Consider the following 16305-nt stretch of genomic DNA (forward strand, 5'->3'; position numbering starts at 1 on the left):
GGTAAAAGATACTTGATCCGCAGGCCTGATCAGGCGATCTTCGCGTCAGATGGCAGGCCACTTGGGGAATGTCGGTTCCGGATTGAAGATGCAATTTTATTGCCGTGCTACAAATGTCGGTGTGGCCCCAAAAGGTAAATTCTCAATGTTCCAAAAATCACCGTTTGTTAAACGGTTTCCTGAAAGCCGACATTCGGGCTTTTGAAGTGGGGGTCCGCTCTGTCCAGCATCTGTTGAGTTCAAACATGGTGCAGCGAAAGGTGGCTCTTGGAAAGACCAGCCGTTCATCATTGGCGCGGCGAATGACGGTGCCGAGCCCTTTTTTTTATCGATGCTGCAGCGGTCCCGAATAGCTGTTATGGTGAAGCGCGCAGAATTCAGCATGAGACCCGCTGCGACAGCCGTTGCGGTCAACAAATTCATGAATTGAAGATTACCACCAGGCTTGGAAACGGTAACGGACTTTCGACTGATGTGCTTTGTAAGAAATGCATGTCCTATCTACCCGGCCAGTTCCTTCTGATCCGCCAGAAAAGCCACCAAGCGTCTTTTTACAGCACGCATCTGCTGCGTCTCGACCGCATCAACATGATGCGCCACCCAAAGCGGCACGGTCAGATCGGGCATGGCATCTGGAAGTCTGACAAGACGGTCATCGCAATCCCCGACAAAGCAAGGCAGGGCGGCGATTCCGTGTCCCAACGCTGCCATTGCCTGCAACGTCAGGAAACTATCAGCCGCGATGCTTATCTGATCATCAGGCACATTTGCATCCATCCAAGTTGCGGCGACAGATCGCGTCAGCGGACCGGACAGGCCCAACCAATCGCTCTGCTCAGGATCAGCAGCGTAGGCTGCAAGACGCAATTCTGTCGCAACTTCGCCGATCATGTCATCAGGCAGCTGCACCGAAGGCCGTACGGCTATGCTGGCTTGTTCGCGGGACAAATCCAGATGGGTATTGCTGCTCAACAGCGTTATGGCCAGGTTCCGTTCCTCGGCCTTTATTGCTGCAACAAATCGGGGCAGGACCGCTCCGCATAGCGTATCAGTTGACGTTACACGAACAATGCCATGCAACGACAGGCGCCCGCCACTGGCGAGCCTGTGGACCTCTTGCATCGCGACTTCAGCCGCATGCGCTGCGCGAATAACATGGACGCGATCCGAGAGCAGTTGATATCCTTGCGATGTGCGCTCGAACAGGATGGTTTCGTACCGCTCCTCAAAGGCGGCTACGCGGCGTAAGACTGTAGCGTGATTTACGCTAAGGTGCTTGGCCGCCTGCAACACTGATCCAGTTTCAGCCACGGCTAAAACAAAGCGCAAGTCATCCCAATTTTCGCTGTGCATAAATTAACTATCAGATCCGCAAATATACTGACTGTTACAATATTATTGAACAACTAACCTCACGGCAATCGAAAACCAAAACCTATCTAAAAAGGAGCAATGGAATGCGCACATCAACACTCGCCATTATGTCAGCCGTTATCGGCTCTGTCGCCGTGCTTGCCGCAGCAGACGGACACATCAGTGACAAACAAATTGCCGCGGGCATTAAAGCGCGCCAGTCTCAAATGCAGCTTTATTCCTTCAATCTTGGTGTTCTTGGAGCCATGGCAAAGGAAGAAACACCTTATGAGGCGACGGCGGCAAACGCTGCTGCCAATAACCTGATGTCGCTGGTTTCGCTCAGCCAGGCAGGCTACTGGTTGCCGGGTTCTGACAGCGACAGTGTCGAAGGTACTCGCGCGCTTCCTGCGATCTGGGCGGCCGACAGCAAGGTTGGTGAGAAGGGCAAGGACTTTTTTGACGCCGTTACGGCAATGCAAGCTGCCGCGGGTACCGACCTTGGCGCATTGCAGGCCGCAATGGGCGCGGTAGGCAAAAGCTGCGGTGGGTGTCATGAGAGCTACCGCAAGCCGAGAGAGTAAGTTTGAAAGAGCCCGCTAAGCATTCCGAATTCTGAAGCGGTGGGTCTCAATATTGATGGTGGGCCTGATGTTCCGTTCTTTGATGTTTTTTGCCACGCTCATTTGCTGTGGCGCGGTTCACGCTCAGACCGCGCCGTCGGCGGAGGACATCGCATCGTATTCGGGATTGCACCTGGCTGCCCAGGAAGGGCGGGCAGACGAAATCAGACGCCTTATCGCCGAAGGCGCCGACCCAAATATCAGGGATCGCGCTGAACGCACACCCGCTCATGTCGCGGCCTTCGCTTCGCATGATGATGCACTTAGAGCGCTCGCCACGGGTGGTGCGGACATGAATGCGCTGGAAAACCGCGCCTACGACGTCCTCACGATTGCCGCGGTGGCGGATGATCCAGAACTAGTGTCTTTGGCGATGGAACTTGGGAACAAGTCGAACTTGATCACCAGCGTCTACGATGGCACCGCGCTGATTGCGGCCGCACATCTTGGCCATCACGAGGTGGTTGCCCGACTGGTCGAAGGCGGCGCACCCTTGGACCACATCAACAACCTTGGATGGACAGCATTGATCGAGGCGGTGGTTCTTGGCGATGGCGGGCCAGATCATTTCAAAACGGTTCAAATACTTGTTGAGTCCGGCGCAGACCAGACCATCGCTGATCGCGAAGGAGTGACCCCGCTGCAGCATGCCACAGCGCGCGGCTATTCGGATATCGTGACGCTGTTGAGGTGATTGGGGGCGAGAAGTAAACACCTGATTTTGTCGCTTTAAATCTTGATTTCAAACACTCTTGGGTAGCGCTAAAATGACTGGTTGCCTGAGACGGAATGGATCCTGTGCGATAGATCAAAGCGGTAGATACAGGGAAAATGCATTTTCTCTTCCACCTGAAACCCTCAAAGTCAAAGTACAAGATTGGTTCCTGAAATCAGAAAGCTGACCTTCAAAAGTTATGCTCAAAAGGCAGGAAAGTCCCGCATTGTGTGAATCCGTGCGGTGTGCAGCGAAGGTCGGCTATACCACTATCAATTCTTGGGCCGCTTGTACTCCTCTGTCAGCAGGATGTGCGCCCGACCCAGTGGTGAGGTGTGCGTCGGCAGGTCTTGCTGAACATGCAGGTCCTCTACAGGCGAAGTTTTACATCTGTTGCGCCCGTAACCCCGTTTGATATCGCGCTATAGCGCGATTGCCGCATCACCTACAGCGCCACAACTGGTTTGGTCCGTGGATTCAAACCGCCATCAGCAATCTAAGTCTAGCCTAAAACGAACAGAAATGCGTATCACCATCCTCGCTCGGGGCATCTTCAAAATCCTCAGCCTCGGGAATACGGCCAAAAGCAATCTTGCCGCCCACAAAGCCGCCCGGCACTTTTTCATGCTTTCCAAGGGATAGCGCTTTGCTTCCAAAGCGGCTGCGCAGTTCATCCATCATATTGCTTACATTTTCCCAGCGCGCCTGATCCTGCGCATCACTCGATAGTGCTGCGAACAGATCACCGGTGATGTCGCCCTTGGCCTCTAGTCCATGCAGCATGACCGACACCGACCCTGGTGCAAACCGCATCTGTGCCCGCGCAACACCGAGTCCTTTTGATAGTGCGCGCCCAAAGTTGTGGTCATCACGCGACGGTTGGAACTGCCCCTCCCATATCCAACTCTGAGCCTGTGTATTCTTTTCACGGGTCGATCTGATACGCTGACTGCGCATCGCCAGTGTCAGCTTGGATGCCCGCAAATCGGTGCGACGCAACCGTCGCGCAGCGCTTGCCAATAGTTGCCTGGCACAATCCTCGACCTTGTCAGGGCTGCGCCATTCACGCGGCAGGACTCTGCTGTGCCCGAACATCCGCTTTTGGGTCTGGTCACGCGGGGCGTGGGTGCCATGGAGTTCTTGCAAGAAGCGCTCTCCCTCAACACTGCCCCAAATGGCGCGGGCCTGCTTTGGAGCCAACGCCCACAATCCTTCAAAATCACGCACGCCAGCAGCATTCAACCGCACCAACATTCCCGCCCCGATCCCCGGGAGTTTGCCCAGCTTCAAATCAGCCAGATACGCAGGCAGCGTGGATGTGTCCAACAACACTGCCCCGTTGGGTTTGTGTCGCTCAGCCGCCAGCTTAGCCAAAAGCTCTGTCGCGGCCATACCAATGGAACAGGTTAAAACGGGACTGAAGTTTTGTGACAGTGCGTCTTTGATCCGCTGTGCAAGCACCAAACCTTGACGTCCCTCGCTGGGCAAAAGCTCACACACAACTTCATCGATAGAACGAACATGCTGAATTGGAACCACGGTCTCGATAACCCGAAGAATGCGTTTGTGCAGTCGGACGTAGACATCAGGGCGCGCGACTACAAAAACCATATCAGGAATTATAGCGCGTGCTTCGCGGCCCGGCATGTTCGTCTTTAAACCGCGTATTTTGGCTTCGCGGCTGACAGCAATGCAACCTGTATGAGCCGAATCGAGCGCTACTACGCCTACCGGTTTGCCGCGCAGAAACGGGTTGAAATGTTGTTCCGCAGAGGCAAAAAAGCTGTCAAAGTCCAGATAAAGGCGTTCAGGTAAACAGGTGTTTTGAACCATGACCAACTCCCTTTTCAACGCCGCGATGAGACCCCTCGGCCTCTACATAATGTAACAAGAGCCCATGACGGAGGCGTTGATTTTTAGAGCCTTAGCAGTTTTGCGTTACGACGATCGTGAATGATAATGGCCCTGTAGCGGACACTCGCGGCGGGTTGTGCCAAAATACCCTCTGCGGGACAAGGACGAAACCGCCCTCGCGGTATTGGCGCTTGTGGCCGGTGCTGCGCGTTGATGTGAGCGGCGGCTTTCACAAACCTGCCAGACTGTGTGAAAACTATCGGGAACGCCGCAAAACGCCAAGAACGACCAAATTTGTGGCCTCACTCGTTGAGTTGAAGGACAAACAGACTGACATCTAAAAACGAGAGGCACGGAAAGGAGCCAAACTCCAAGTTTTCACAAACGCAGGTCTTTGAAATGGATGCAAAATTGGTTCTCAGGTAGCGACATCATGTATCTTGGCCTCGGTCTCAATGTAATTTCCGCAAAGAGGTAGCAGAGTCTGTGCTAGTTATTCTTTAGAGCAGGATTTAGGACTGAGCCGGAGCAGAGCCCTCACCTCACCTAATCTGCTTTATAGCTCCTCGCTTTCCAGATCGAGCGGTGGCATGTAAACCTCGACAATGCCCCGCTCGTCTCCGATCCGACCGGCCTGAATCACAATGTCGATGGTTGATCGAAGATACCGCATAACTTCCGCGTATCGAAGCTGCGTGCCTGTCCCCATAACCATGAGCGCCAATCGGTCCATTGACTTGCGGGCTGTCTGGGAGTGAAGCGTCGTGAAAGACCCGCCGTGGCCGGTATTGATCGCTTCAATGAACGTCGCTGCTTCCGACCCCCGCAGCTCACCCACAATGATCCGATCCGGGCGCAGACGCAGTGTCGCTTGCAACAGTTTTTCCGCCGAGCGCGGACTGTCCTCGGAGCGATCCGCAATCAAACTGACGACATTCGGCTGACGCGGGCGCAGCTCCGATGAATCCTCAATCGTTATCAGGCGTTCATGATCCTCGATGAGCCATAGCATCCGCCGACCAAGTTCCGTTTTCCCGGTCGATGTTCCACCTGAAATCAGGACATTCAGTTCCAACCGCAGCACTTCGTTCAGGAAGTCGTCAACACTGCCGGCACCCGCGATACTCTGCAATCCGCGCAGCTTTTGGATACGTTCCTGATCTTGAGAAAGCATCACATCGCTGCGCAGAAATCCGAACGTCTTTGGCTCGCCGGTGTGACCGGGTCGGAACACGCGAAAAGACAGGACCGTGCCGCTGGCCGATGCGGGCGCAATCACGGCCTGGACTCGCAGCATCAAGCCGTCGTGCTCAATCGCCGTGGACAGCAAGGGGGCGGTCGCGGTCAACTTCGTATTGCTGTCGTTTGCGGCCATGCCCGCTATGTCCGCTGCCGCCGCAGGGTCTATGTCGTGTTTTTCGACGCGAACCATTCGGGCCAAACCCTGTCGCTCGACAAAGCAATGCCCGTCACCATTCACTACAATTTCGATCACGGTTTGATCCTCGAAAAGAGGGTCAAACGCAGCGAGATAGGTCGAAAGATACCCCGCCATCAGAACAGTTCCAGATCGTTCGTGACCATCACCATGATTATATCGCCATGCTCGACGGTGATAATTGGCGCCAGCCTTAGATATTCTTCCACCACTGCGCTTGCGTTGTCACCGGCATCCGCCCCGACATTTTCTATGACAACTTGGGTTTCATCATCTTCAGTGCGGGACGCAGCAATCGCAGGTAGAGCGCCGAAGATCGAGATAAGAGCCGCCGCGCCAAACCGTTGACCAAAGCGCGTGTTGACCTTACCCGTCAGACCAGAACGGCCAAGGCGATCCGATCCATAAGCATCCAGATCGACCACCTGTCCATCGGGGGTCACCAGCCGATCCCAAGCGACCAGAACGCGGCGTTGCCCAAGGGCTACGCCGTTGGAATAGCGCCCGAACATTTGCGAGCCACGCGGGATCAAGACCTGGTGCATGTCAAAGGACCAGATGTCGTGCGAAACCGTGCTGTTGATCGTACCAGACAGTTCCGAGTTGATGCCTGTCGTCAGGGTGGCTTCGATCACTGTGCCTTGTATGACCGTGTTGGAGGGCGCGCCGATCACTCGTGATTGTGTCGCCACGATACGTCCTGCACCGCTGCGAACAAACGCCTCGTCGCCCTTATATTCGCGTTCATCGTCATCCCCCGATCCACCGGACAGACCGTTGATAGGACTGTTGATCTGCGCTTCCAAAATGGCCTGTGCTTCGGCGCGACGACGTTCGAGTTCCTGCCTGCGCTGTTCCTGTTCTTCGGCCAACCGTTGTTCTTCGAGCGATGCGTCGTCGGCCTGTTGCAGCCGCATTTCCATCCCTTCAAGTTCTGATTGCTTGCGTCGAAGGTCCCGACGCAGCTTGTCCCGCTCGTCGGCGAGCGACGACATTTCAGCTTCTCGGCTTTCCATGTCGCTCGTTAGACCATCGAGTTGCGCCTGTAGCTGTTCAAGGCGCTCTGTATCGACTATCGGTGCGGACGGCGTTTGGCTTCGAGCGTCTTCCAAGATCCGTTCAAGTTCGGCCACACGCGACCGAAGGGCTTGTTCAGCGTCGCTTGGGCCTCGCTCAGTCGGCGTAAAATCCGGCGCAATGACCGGCCTTAATCCGTCGTTCGCATCACGGGGAAACTCGCGGGAATCCGACGTATTCAGCATCGGGCCCGAAGGCCCTCGATCCTGTTTTATCCACTATGCCACACCTGCTCCACCAGCGGCTAACCCCGTGACCAGGGCGACCGCAACCAAGGCGCCTGCATTGGGGGCGTTGCTTCTGCCTTTCAGGCGCGCGGTGCGGTCTTTCATTTTGTCAGCCATTTTACACGTCTCCACTCTGGATGCAGATAAACTGGTCACCATACCGGATCACCCACCGATCCGACCGCCGTCCCACCGTCGATCTGGTGCCATCGGTCCTGCCGTTGACGATGTATTCCCGGCCTCTGGCATCCGCGCGGTATATGCTGGGCGTCGGCGCATCGGTCCCGAACTGGAAATAGGTCCGTTGCCCATCGTCCCACACCCGAATTGGCGCAATCTCGGCTCCCTTGGACTGCGCCGTGATGGAATAGGTTTTCGGCAGACCAGCAGGCACACTGGTTTTCGACGTACCGCCGCCGCTACCTGACGGGGCCGAAAAGTTGACGGCATAATGAGGGCGACGATTGGCGCTTTCATGCAACTCAACGAGATAGAAACGCCGGTTGGTGACAATCACGCCGTTGGTCACGGCCCCTGCGATAACGGGTTTGACCAAAATCGCATTGCCGCCATCCGTTCCTGCGAACACGAAACTTTCCGTATCGCCAGCTTTGAAATCCAGGAACCGCTCGCCAGCCGCAAGGGTAATCAGAGTCACCCGCTTGAGGCGCGTGTTGATCTTATACACCTGACCTTTCTGATAAACTGCCGTGGCGCTGCGCGCGTCCACGCGCATCGCTCTTGGTATTGCTTCGGACAGGGCAGGCGAGGCCAGACTTGCCAGAAGCGCGGCACATATAAACGTCTTCATTCGGTCTTTCCTTCCGATGCAACACGGTAGCCCACAACCTGAAACCCAAATGGGTTCTGCCAAAGCAGCAGGTTGTTATCGACCGTTGAGGGGTTGAAAGCATAGGTGACAGTGGCAACGAAATCGCCAACCTGTGTGGGGGAGTTCGGACGCCGAAACGTCTTGGTAAAGCGCACTTGCGCGGTATCGTCGTCAATCATCACAACATTGCTGATTGAGACTTCCACCTTGCCATCGCTGCCATACAGCTCCGGCGGGTAGTTTCTGTTGCCAGGTGTCCACTTTTCTTCCAAGGGACGGCGCACATTCAGATCCGAGCGCTTGAAAACCGACAGGATGCGATACTCGTTGTCGTCCACATCGTAGGTTTCGCGATCACGCACATACCCGTAGATAAGGCTTTCCACGACCGCCCGTTGTTGATCGACGGAAGCGCGCTGGACGGTCACGGCGCGTTCGGCGATGCCGGTATCCCTATCCACTATAGCGAGGTAGGCTTGCGTCTCATTTTTCGCCAATCCATACGCACCGACACCAACACCCGCCAAACCAGCCACAAGCCCGATCACTGCTACCGCCCAAGCCCGCTTTTCGCGCTGCCGCAGTCCCAGGATCGTCTCCGCGATGAAATAGCTGCCGCCCGCCTCACTCGCCGCTGCAACGGCCATTTCGACTTTGGCCCGATCGTCCGCCTCAACCTTCGCAAGCGTCGGTTTCAGAATCCTTCTCTGTTCAGCAGTCAGACTTGCCATGCTGTTCTCCAATCTCTGTAGTGTAATTTACGGCTACGTCTTAGACTTCGCCCGATGGCGCTCGTTTGACTCTCGCGCAAACTGCACGTCCCGCCTTCTCTGGACGAACCGCCCCGCTGCGTTATCCGAAAGACGCGCTCCGGCGTTCGCCAGCTTCATATCTATCGCCGAACCGAACCGGCGTGTCTGGGCCGCACGTTGGGCGGTTTCGCCGCCAGTCGTCGCGCCGCTCAAAACTTGCGCGCCCGCGCCTTTGGACATCTCTCCGGCTTTCAGAATAGGTCGGCCCACGATGCCAAGAGCTTGTGGCGCAATGCCGCCGAGGTTGAGTTGACCCGTGATATTCGATGCGATCTGGGGAACGGTCCAAAGTGCGTAAATGCCAACGATAATAGTCACCACGACACCTGTAATCCCGATCAGCGTGGTATCAGAGCTTGTGTCGAAAACCTCCGTTGCAACCGATGCAATGAAGCCCATGACGCCAGCAGCGGCGACCGGATACATGAAGTATCCGAGCAACGAAGAAACCCACGCTTCAAAGAGAAACTGCGTTCGATTAAGGCTTGTGGCGGCGATGGCGAAAGGAGCCAGACCAATCAGAATGCCGATCATGATTTTCGCAAACCCGGCGACCAAGATATAGGCCGCTTGAAGCGCCGCCAGCAGAAGATACATGATCGCCCCGAGGAAACCACGCGCGATGGCACTTTCAGCTCTGATGACTGATGCCGCCGTCTCCTGCGCTTGGTCCGCAAAACCCTCGGCCAGATCGACAGAGGACGCTGCACCGGTCACATTAGCGACCGAAAAAAGGGCCGCTACTAAAGCATCACCGGCCCCTGTCAGGCCGTCATAGATAATCTGGAAGTTCGCCCATGACAGGCCGAAAGTAAAAATGAGAACGATCCTTAGGATCAGTTGCGCCAGATCGCCCGCCCGAACCGTGAATACACCCAACCCGACGGCCAACCCAAACATGGCAAAAGCAATCGTTGTCAGAACGGTAATCATGCCACCAAAATTAGAGGCTACGGCAACGAACGTGCCTTCGGCTGCACCGTTTACCGCAGTGTCAATAAAACCCATGATCTCTGAAACGAAAGCCACCAATCTTATCCCTGATCAAGCAACATCCAAACATCGCACATTTGGTCATAATCACGTTTGATCGCATTTCGCACTCTGTGAGGGACAGTGGTATAGAGGCGGAAGTTCTCGATGCCTTCAACTAAAGCATCGAAACTGACATTGGCTTTTTCCCAATCCGCGGACAGCGCGTCGCAGGTGCAATCTTGCGCCTCAATAGCGTTGCCATAAGCCGTCCATTCATAAATGAACGCTTTGGCCTGACCGCCTTTGCGAAGCCTGGGATCATCTTTGGAAGAGAAGTCATGTGCTGGTCGGTATTCTGGATCATGGCCCCCGCAATCCGACACTTGACGCGGGCGGCTGACCTGATCTGCCTCCACTTTTTCCGCGGGAACCGGCCAGCTAAAGAAACCCATTTCAACAGCACGGCGCTGGATTATGTTGGCATCATCATTCTGCTTGTTCTCTTCTTTGGGTCTCAGGTGACGCTCGCCATTACGGATTTCAGAATGACGATCATGTGCCGTAGCCGGGGAGGTCAAAACAGAAAGGGTCGCGCAAGTCAGTAATAGGTTCTTCATGGTATGGTCCTTTTCTAGTCGTCAGAGTCCGTGGACATAAGATCAAGATACTTTTGCTCTTCGGCGAGCGTGGCCGCGGTCATGACACCGGCCTGACCAAGTCCGATGGTCTGGGCCGCTTCAAGTTGCCAGATATTTGCCAGTGCCATGCCCATTTCAGCCGTCATGCGCGTGTTTAGGTCGATCGCCGCTTTCATGCCGTCTGTGTCCGGTATCGCGCTGGTCAAATCGGTCAGACGCTGGAGGCTTTCGCTGGCGGCGACTTGTGAGGCTTCCGCCGCAACGCCCATCATCGCCCCCGTGTTTCCTTGCGTCCCAATCCGCGCCGCTGCCGGGTCGGTGCTGTTTGCAAGCCCGGTCATTTGCTCTGTCGTCGTACCTGCACTCGTGAAGATGCTGTCGACGATTGCGCTGGTCGATTTGTCACCGATCTTTCCGTCTGTACCGATAGAGTCCCATTGACCCCGCAGCGCATCTTCCACCGACGCTCGAAGGTCTGGAAGCTCCGGCATCAACTTGCTAACCCAATCGCCGGTCATGAGCATCTTCGCTTCATCGAACCCGTCGCGAAGCGCGGAAATCTGGTTTTCCATCAGCTTAATCTGTTCGAGCAGCTTGAGCGTTTGCTCGTCCAGCTTGAGGTTCTGAGTGATCGCCTCTTCAAGCTGCAACTGTGCCTCCGTCAGCATTTGCTGGAGCTGAATGATGGACGACATGTCGATCGTGGGAACGCCTTGGGCGGCGGCAGAGCTACTGGCCACGGCCAGGATCATAGCAGTCCTGGCAAGTTTCATTTTCATCGTATCAGTCCTTCAAAAAATACACGGTCACGGGCATAGGCGGCATAGATTGAGCCATATTGCGCCCATTCGGCTTTGCGCTTCGCAGCCAGCAGACGCGTCAGAACGACCGCCATGCGCGCCACTTCTGCTTTCGCGTAGCTGTTGAGGTTCATGGCTTCTTTGGACGAAGCCGCCGCGGGTATTTTCTTCAATATCTCCTGCAACCGAGACAGCGATTGGATGAGAGTTTCTTGGCTATGACCAGCGTAGGACATGGCCGCGTCGGATATGTTCGACATTTCCGCAATGGCAATATCTTCCAGGGCCAGCGTGCCTACCTGATCTGCGCCGCTCATCTGCGTGGCGTAAATATTGTAGTAGCCCGTGATCCGAACGACATAATCCTGCGTTTCACGGTAGGGCGGGATGCCGCTATATTTCATTACAGCGCCCGGTCCGGCGTTATATGCCGCCAAAGCGAGTGGCATATTCTTGAACCGATTGACCTGTTGAAGCAGGTATCGAGCGCCACCATCAAGCTGCAAACGTGGATCTTCGTAATAGGCTGGATAAATCCCTAGGTCTTTTGCGGTGCCGGGAATGATTTGCGTCAAGCCGAATGCCGCCTTTGGCGACCGAGCGCCGATCTGGAACGCGCTCTCCTGTTTCACCAATGCTTGAAACCAGCTCCGAAACTCCACTGGATTGACGCCGATCGCGGCCAGCGCAGGGTCGCTGCCATGCTTGACCGCTGTTTCGGCAATCATCAGTTCTATCGTCTCGCGGGTATCGCCAAAAAGACGGGCGGCATACGGGTTGTTGTCGTCAATCGAATAGACGGCACCCGCGACCATGCCATCCAAGCCTTCAAGGTCGGTTGTCATGCCGGTAGAGCCGCGCAGCATGTTGATCGTATCTTGCAGCGCCAAAACCTGATCTGACCGCGATCTGACTTGCTGCGTCAGTTCTTCGTTGGTCTGAATGACCTCAGCATGTTGCGCCTGCGCGCCTGAAATCAGCAATTTTAGCCGCGCTATAGCGGGCACGTCCACTTCCGGGACGCCTTGCGCAGCAACCATTGAGGCCGACAGAACAAGGACCGCAGGGGATAAGATCTTGCGCATTCTACCCACTGATCTCTATCCAGTTCGAGCAGTCCACTGGACCCGGCGCGGTTTCCACGAACGACATTGACCCGCCGGACCAGCAGTTGGTTTTCCGGCCTTCATAATCCGCACAAGCGGCCAAGCCTGCCAAAGCCATCACAAGCAAAATTGCCTTAGTCATGCGACGTCCTTTCAAGTGTTTTGCTCTGCGCCGTCGCGCCAACCTGGCCGCGCCAGAAATCTGGCCGGTTTCGATAGTCGTCACCAAACTTTGCGTGGCCGGAAGGACCGCCGCCCAGAACAGTCAGCAGGGGGCCGAGGCGGCTTAGATCAACATCGAGTATGGTTGATCCATTTTCCGTGCGGTGCAGGGCTTTGCGGCCTTGGGATGCCTTGCCCAGAATGAATGCCAGCTCGCCATCGGTCATTGCCATGTGGCTATAGTTGGACGGCTCTGCGCGATGGTTTGGAAAGATCAACTGGTTCGGCAACCCTTCGAGGATCGACTTCGCCGCGGACTGTTCAATTTGTGAGGGAAACTGCGTCAGCATCACGACGACGACATTCATTTTCCGCGCCGTGACGAGCCATTTTTTCATTTCCTCGGCAAAGTATCGATCATCGAGAACCTGCCATGCCTCATCCACGATCAGCACCATCGGGCGCTTTTCTTCCATGACCATTTCCAGCGCCCGGAACAGATAGGCAAGAATGGCCATCCGTTCGGTTCCAGCCCCCAGAACTTCAGTCAGATCGAGCGCGGTCACGTCATTCGCAGCGAAATTGACCAGCACATCGTCGCTATCACCAAAGACCCAGGAATAGCGGCCATCTGGGCCCCATTCGCGAACCCGCAGAGCCAGGTCCTTTTCATCGTCGGCATCGCCGACCAGGGAGATAAACTGGGAAAACGTTTTGAGACTGGCAGGGGCGGCAGCATTCTGCCGGATAGCCCCTTTCAGGACTTGACTTTGCAGGGGTGTCAGCGGCTTGCCGGTCGTTTCGAGTAAGGCCGACAACCAACTCAATAGCCAGGCTTCGCCACGCGCTCCGGTTTCCGTTAACAAGGGGTTCAGCCCGGTCGGCTCGCCCACTTTGACAGCCGCATAGGTGCCATCCATCGCACGGATCGGCATTTCCATCGCGCGGTCCTTATCGAGCGCGATCAGCCTGCCGCCGTGCCGCAGGGCTTGCGCAGCGAGGAAAAGGGTAGTTGTCGTCTTGCCCCCGTTTGACGGCCCCAAAACGAGCGTGTGACCATTCGTCGGTTCAGCCTCCGGCGCACCGCGCGGGTGCAGGTTGAAGCGATACGGCGTTCCGCGCTCCGTTTCCAACACTGTGATAGGTTCGCGCCACGGAACTTCGCCCACTCCCGCGCCAATGTCCGAGCCGTGCAGGCTTGCCAGATCGGCAAAGGTTTCCGAAGTGACATAGGTTGAGCGCGAGGTCATGTGACCATTGCCTGGGTGACATGACAGCAGTTCCGTAGCCGTGGCAGCCCGGTCGCGCAACATGCGAAAACCGGCGCGCTGGCACATGCTCATCACGTCTGAGATACGACCATCCAGCTCTTTTCTGGTCTCCGCCCGGACCAGAACCGTCAGACAATACTCTCCAACACCGAGTTCCCCCGACTCGATGCGGTCAACCGTTTCCACCAACTGGTTTTCCACACGTTGGGCCAGGTCGCCACTGGCCTGCATTTGCAAGATGCGCTTGCGGGCCTGTTCAACAATGTCATCGCGGTGGATGGGGGCGTAGCTTTGGACCAGGACCACATCATCGAGCGCGCCGAGCGCGTCAATGGCACCGGGCATCGTGGAGGTTGGATTTTCCTTGACGCTGATAACCACGCCCAGAGCTTCGCCATCGTTAATGTCGATCACGCCATCTGCGCCAAATTCCAGCGATACATCGCTTACATCTTGTGCCACCAACGTCATAAGACCGCGATGGAGCGCTTGATAGGGTTGCATGTTTATGACAGCCATGGCCGATCCGAACGCACCGTCCGAGATTGTCAGAGGCGTCAGTGTCACGTTCAGGGCGTCGGAAAAAACCGAAGTCATTTCATGAAGAGAGGCGGCGATTTCTGCGAGATTTTTCCGGCCGACTTTCTTGAGTGCCTTGCCGAGAAGCGGAACGCGCACCGCATTGTTATTAGCCCGCACGACAGTCAGCACGATCACGGCTTCCTTTGGTCCGCTGGCGTTCAGGCCATCGAACCAAGTATCATCAACCGCATTTGCAAACGCCTGTTCCGGCTTGCTAAAGCCGCTGATCTGCACATCGCGCCGAAAGCGATGGATGAAGAAGCTGAAGCCTTCATCAAGGCCATTCAGAATTTGCGATACTCGCGCGCGCAAATCGAGAACGTCTGCCGAGTCCGAAGTGTCGGCGTCGATCCCGCCGACCTCGAACGCGGCACAGACTGATCCGTCACGCAGGATCATGGTGGTATCGTCGTATTCCACGCCGTAAGGCATTTTGCGATACAATTCATACATCAGTGACACTGCCTTTGGAGGAGCGTTGAAAACGAACCGGCGTGCGCCCAAAGGTTTGCGGCAAATGCCGCAGCCTCATGGAAATAATGCGGTGGCCGTTCGGATTGACGGCGGTGATAGACCGAGCGCCAAAATACCAGATGCAGAAGGTTAACAGCCAAAGCAGCGACTTTGTAATCATGAAAGGCAGTACGGCCAGAGCAACGACCGCCATGAAGTAGGGGAGCGGCAAGCCAGCCATCTTAGCTTGCCGGGTCAGTCCTCTTATGACGACAGTTTCCTCCATTATTCGAGGATCGAGCGAAGGTTATCGACAAAAGCAGGACCACCGAAAACCAGCACCGCGCCCAGAATGACGCCGCCGACCCAAACCCAACTGATCCGGTTCATGGCAGCGAGAAAACCAGTCACCGCAAATGCCAGAACGAATATGATGGTCGCTAGCGGCCCACGCATAAAGCCGACGATCTGGTTTCCCGTGTCCTCGGCTTTGCCGAAATCAATGTCTTGCGCAATAACCTCTTGCCCATGCGCGATCAGCAGAAGGGCGGTGGCGGCGATCGCTCCTGTCCGGTAGATTTTGGTATTCACCTCGTTTACTCCTTTGAAGAAATGAGCCGCCAGCGGCGCTCATAGTTGACCATGATCTTGGCGACATGCCTTTCGGTTTCCCGAAATGGAGGAACACCACCGTAGCTACGCACGGCACGGGGACCGGCGTTATACGCCGCCACGGCAAGCGAGAGCGTTTTGAATTCATTGATCTGCGCGATCAGATACCGCGCGCAACCGTCGAGATTGTCCATCCGGTTGTGCGGATCAACGCCGAGCAACTTGGCCGTTCCCGGCATGAGTTGTGCGAGGCCAATGGCTCCGGCACTGCTCAAGGCACGGTCGTTATAGTTGCTTTCCGTCAGTATCATTTCCTCGAAGAAAATGACGAACTCACGAGGGTCGATGCCCGCCCTTCGCACGTCAGGGTGCGCGGCATAGCGGGACGCAACCATGCGCGTCAGCGCCCGATTGTCGGCATTGCCTTTCGTGGAAGGAGGTAGAGCCGCGGGGAGAATTTGACCCTCTGGTGAGGCTTTCGCAGCTCCTACGCTGGCTTGCTCTGCAGCTTTTTTGGGGTTCAGGCTGGTCCAGCCATCGCCGATCTCCCCCCAATCTGTTTGCGCTGCCGCGGAGCTTATCGAAAGAAAAGCGGCAAGGGCGGCGCCGACGACGACACGGTTATTCCGTGTCGTGAAAATCGACCTCGCGGCCGTCGCCTTGGTCCTTTTCGTCCCATTCGTCAGTGACGTTGATCGGTAAGCGCCGTGCTACCGCCCTCGTAGACGTTTGAAGTTTGTTATCTGAGAAGAGCCCATCCGAACAAGGAGGGTTC

Annotated in this window: 17 protein-coding genes; 2 read left to right on the forward strand and 15 right to left on the reverse strand. The window is 55.9% G+C overall.

Features of this window, described 5'->3' with window-relative positions:
- Positions 1 to 501: 501 nt before the first annotated feature.
- Positions 502 to 1353: a LysR family transcriptional regulator gene (locus LC354_RS21120; protein ID WP_223427602.1), complete on the reverse strand. Its 852-nt coding sequence runs from the start codon at positions 1351 to 1353 to the stop codon at positions 502 to 504.
- Positions 1354 to 1457: 104 nt separating this feature from the next.
- Here LC354_RS21120 and LC354_RS21125 point away from each other — a divergent pair, with 104 nt between their 5' ends.
- Positions 1458 to 1937 carry a c-type cytochrome gene (locus LC354_RS21125; RefSeq protein WP_223427603.1) on the forward strand — a complete coding sequence of 160 codons (480 nt, stop codon included), beginning with the start codon at positions 1458 to 1460 and terminating at the stop codon, positions 1935 to 1937.
- A gap of 67 nt (positions 1938 to 2004) precedes the next feature.
- On the forward strand, positions 2005 to 2670 hold the full coding sequence (locus LC354_RS21130) for an ankyrin repeat domain-containing protein (RefSeq protein WP_223427608.1): 666 nt from the start codon (positions 2005 to 2007) through the stop codon (positions 2668 to 2670).
- A gap of 528 nt (positions 2671 to 3198) precedes the next feature.
- Here the strand turns inward: LC354_RS21130 and LC354_RS21135 are convergent.
- The 14 genes from LC354_RS21135 to LC354_RS21200 form a co-directional block, all read right to left on the reverse strand.
- A complete protein-coding gene (locus LC354_RS21135; RefSeq protein WP_223427610.1) occupies positions 3199 to 4524 on the reverse strand; it encodes a Y-family DNA polymerase in 1326 nt (441 codons plus the stop codon).
- A 577-nt stretch (positions 4525 to 5101) separates the two neighbouring features.
- On the reverse strand, positions 5102 to 6100 hold the full coding sequence (locus tag LC354_RS21140; protein WP_223427616.1) for an ATPase, T2SS/T4P/T4SS family: 999 nt from the start codon (positions 6098 to 6100) through the stop codon (positions 5102 to 5104).
- A complete protein-coding gene (locus LC354_RS21145; protein ID WP_223427618.1) occupies positions 6100 to 7245 on the reverse strand; it encodes a TrbI/VirB10 family protein in 1146 nt (381 codons plus the stop codon). The genes LC354_RS21140 and LC354_RS21145 overlap by 1 nt, the downstream gene beginning before the upstream one ends.
- 160 nt (positions 7246 to 7405) lie before the next feature.
- Positions 7406 to 8098, reverse strand: a complete 693-nt coding sequence (locus tag LC354_RS21150) for a TrbG/VirB9 family P-type conjugative transfer protein (RefSeq protein ID WP_223427620.1) — start codon at positions 8096 to 8098, stop codon at positions 7406 to 7408.
- On the reverse strand, positions 8095 to 8850 hold the full coding sequence (locus LC354_RS21155) for a virB8 family protein (RefSeq protein WP_223427622.1): 756 nt from the start codon (positions 8848 to 8850) through the stop codon (positions 8095 to 8097). The genes LC354_RS21150 and LC354_RS21155 overlap by 4 nt, the downstream gene beginning before the upstream one ends.
- Before the next feature lie 33 nt (positions 8851 to 8883).
- Positions 8884 to 9960: a type IV secretion system protein gene (locus LC354_RS21160; protein WP_223427623.1), complete on the reverse strand. Its 1077-nt coding sequence runs from the start codon at positions 9958 to 9960 to the stop codon at positions 8884 to 8886.
- A 5-nt stretch (positions 9961 to 9965) separates the two neighbouring features.
- Positions 9966 to 10523 (reverse strand): hypothetical protein, encoded by a 558-nt coding sequence (locus LC354_RS21165; RefSeq protein WP_223427625.1) that lies wholly within the window; start codon positions 10521 to 10523, stop codon positions 9966 to 9968.
- A 14-nt stretch (positions 10524 to 10537) separates the two neighbouring features.
- Complete coding sequence (locus LC354_RS21170; protein ID WP_223427627.1) at positions 10538 to 11323, reverse strand: type IV secretion system protein; 786 nt, start codon at positions 11321 to 11323, stop codon at positions 10538 to 10540.
- Positions 11320 to 12429 (reverse strand): lytic transglycosylase domain-containing protein, encoded by a 1110-nt coding sequence (locus tag LC354_RS21175; RefSeq protein WP_223427628.1) that lies wholly within the window; start codon positions 12427 to 12429, stop codon positions 11320 to 11322. Before LC354_RS21175 ends, LC354_RS21170 begins: the two co-directional genes overlap by 4 nt.
- A gap of 1 nt (position 12430) precedes the next feature.
- Positions 12431 to 12592: a hypothetical protein gene (locus LC354_RS21180; protein ID WP_223427629.1), complete on the reverse strand. Its 162-nt coding sequence runs from the start codon at positions 12590 to 12592 to the stop codon at positions 12431 to 12433.
- Positions 12585 to 14918, reverse strand: coding sequence for a VirB4 family type IV secretion/conjugal transfer ATPase (locus LC354_RS21185; RefSeq protein ID WP_223427630.1), 2334 nt, complete (start codon positions 14916 to 14918; stop codon positions 12585 to 12587). Before LC354_RS21185 ends, LC354_RS21180 begins: the two co-directional genes overlap by 8 nt.
- On the reverse strand, positions 14911 to 15204 hold the full coding sequence (locus LC354_RS21190) for a VirB3 family type IV secretion system protein (RefSeq protein ID WP_223427631.1): 294 nt from the start codon (positions 15202 to 15204) through the stop codon (positions 14911 to 14913). Before LC354_RS21190 ends, LC354_RS21185 begins: the two co-directional genes overlap by 8 nt.
- On the reverse strand, positions 15204 to 15509 hold the full coding sequence (locus LC354_RS21195) for a TrbC/VirB2 family protein (RefSeq protein ID WP_223427632.1): 306 nt from the start codon (positions 15507 to 15509) through the stop codon (positions 15204 to 15206). The genes LC354_RS21190 and LC354_RS21195 overlap by 1 nt, the downstream gene beginning before the upstream one ends.
- Positions 15510 to 15514: 5 nt before the next feature.
- A complete protein-coding gene (locus LC354_RS21200) occupies positions 15515 to 15925 on the reverse strand; it encodes a lytic transglycosylase domain-containing protein (RefSeq protein ID WP_223427633.1) in 411 nt (136 codons plus the stop codon).
- Positions 15926 to 16305 lie beyond the last annotated feature (380 nt).

The sequence above is a fragment of the Tateyamaria pelophila genome (assembly GCF_019966495.1).
Taxonomy (GTDB): domain Bacteria; phylum Pseudomonadota; class Alphaproteobacteria; order Rhodobacterales; family Rhodobacteraceae; genus Tateyamaria; species Tateyamaria pelophila.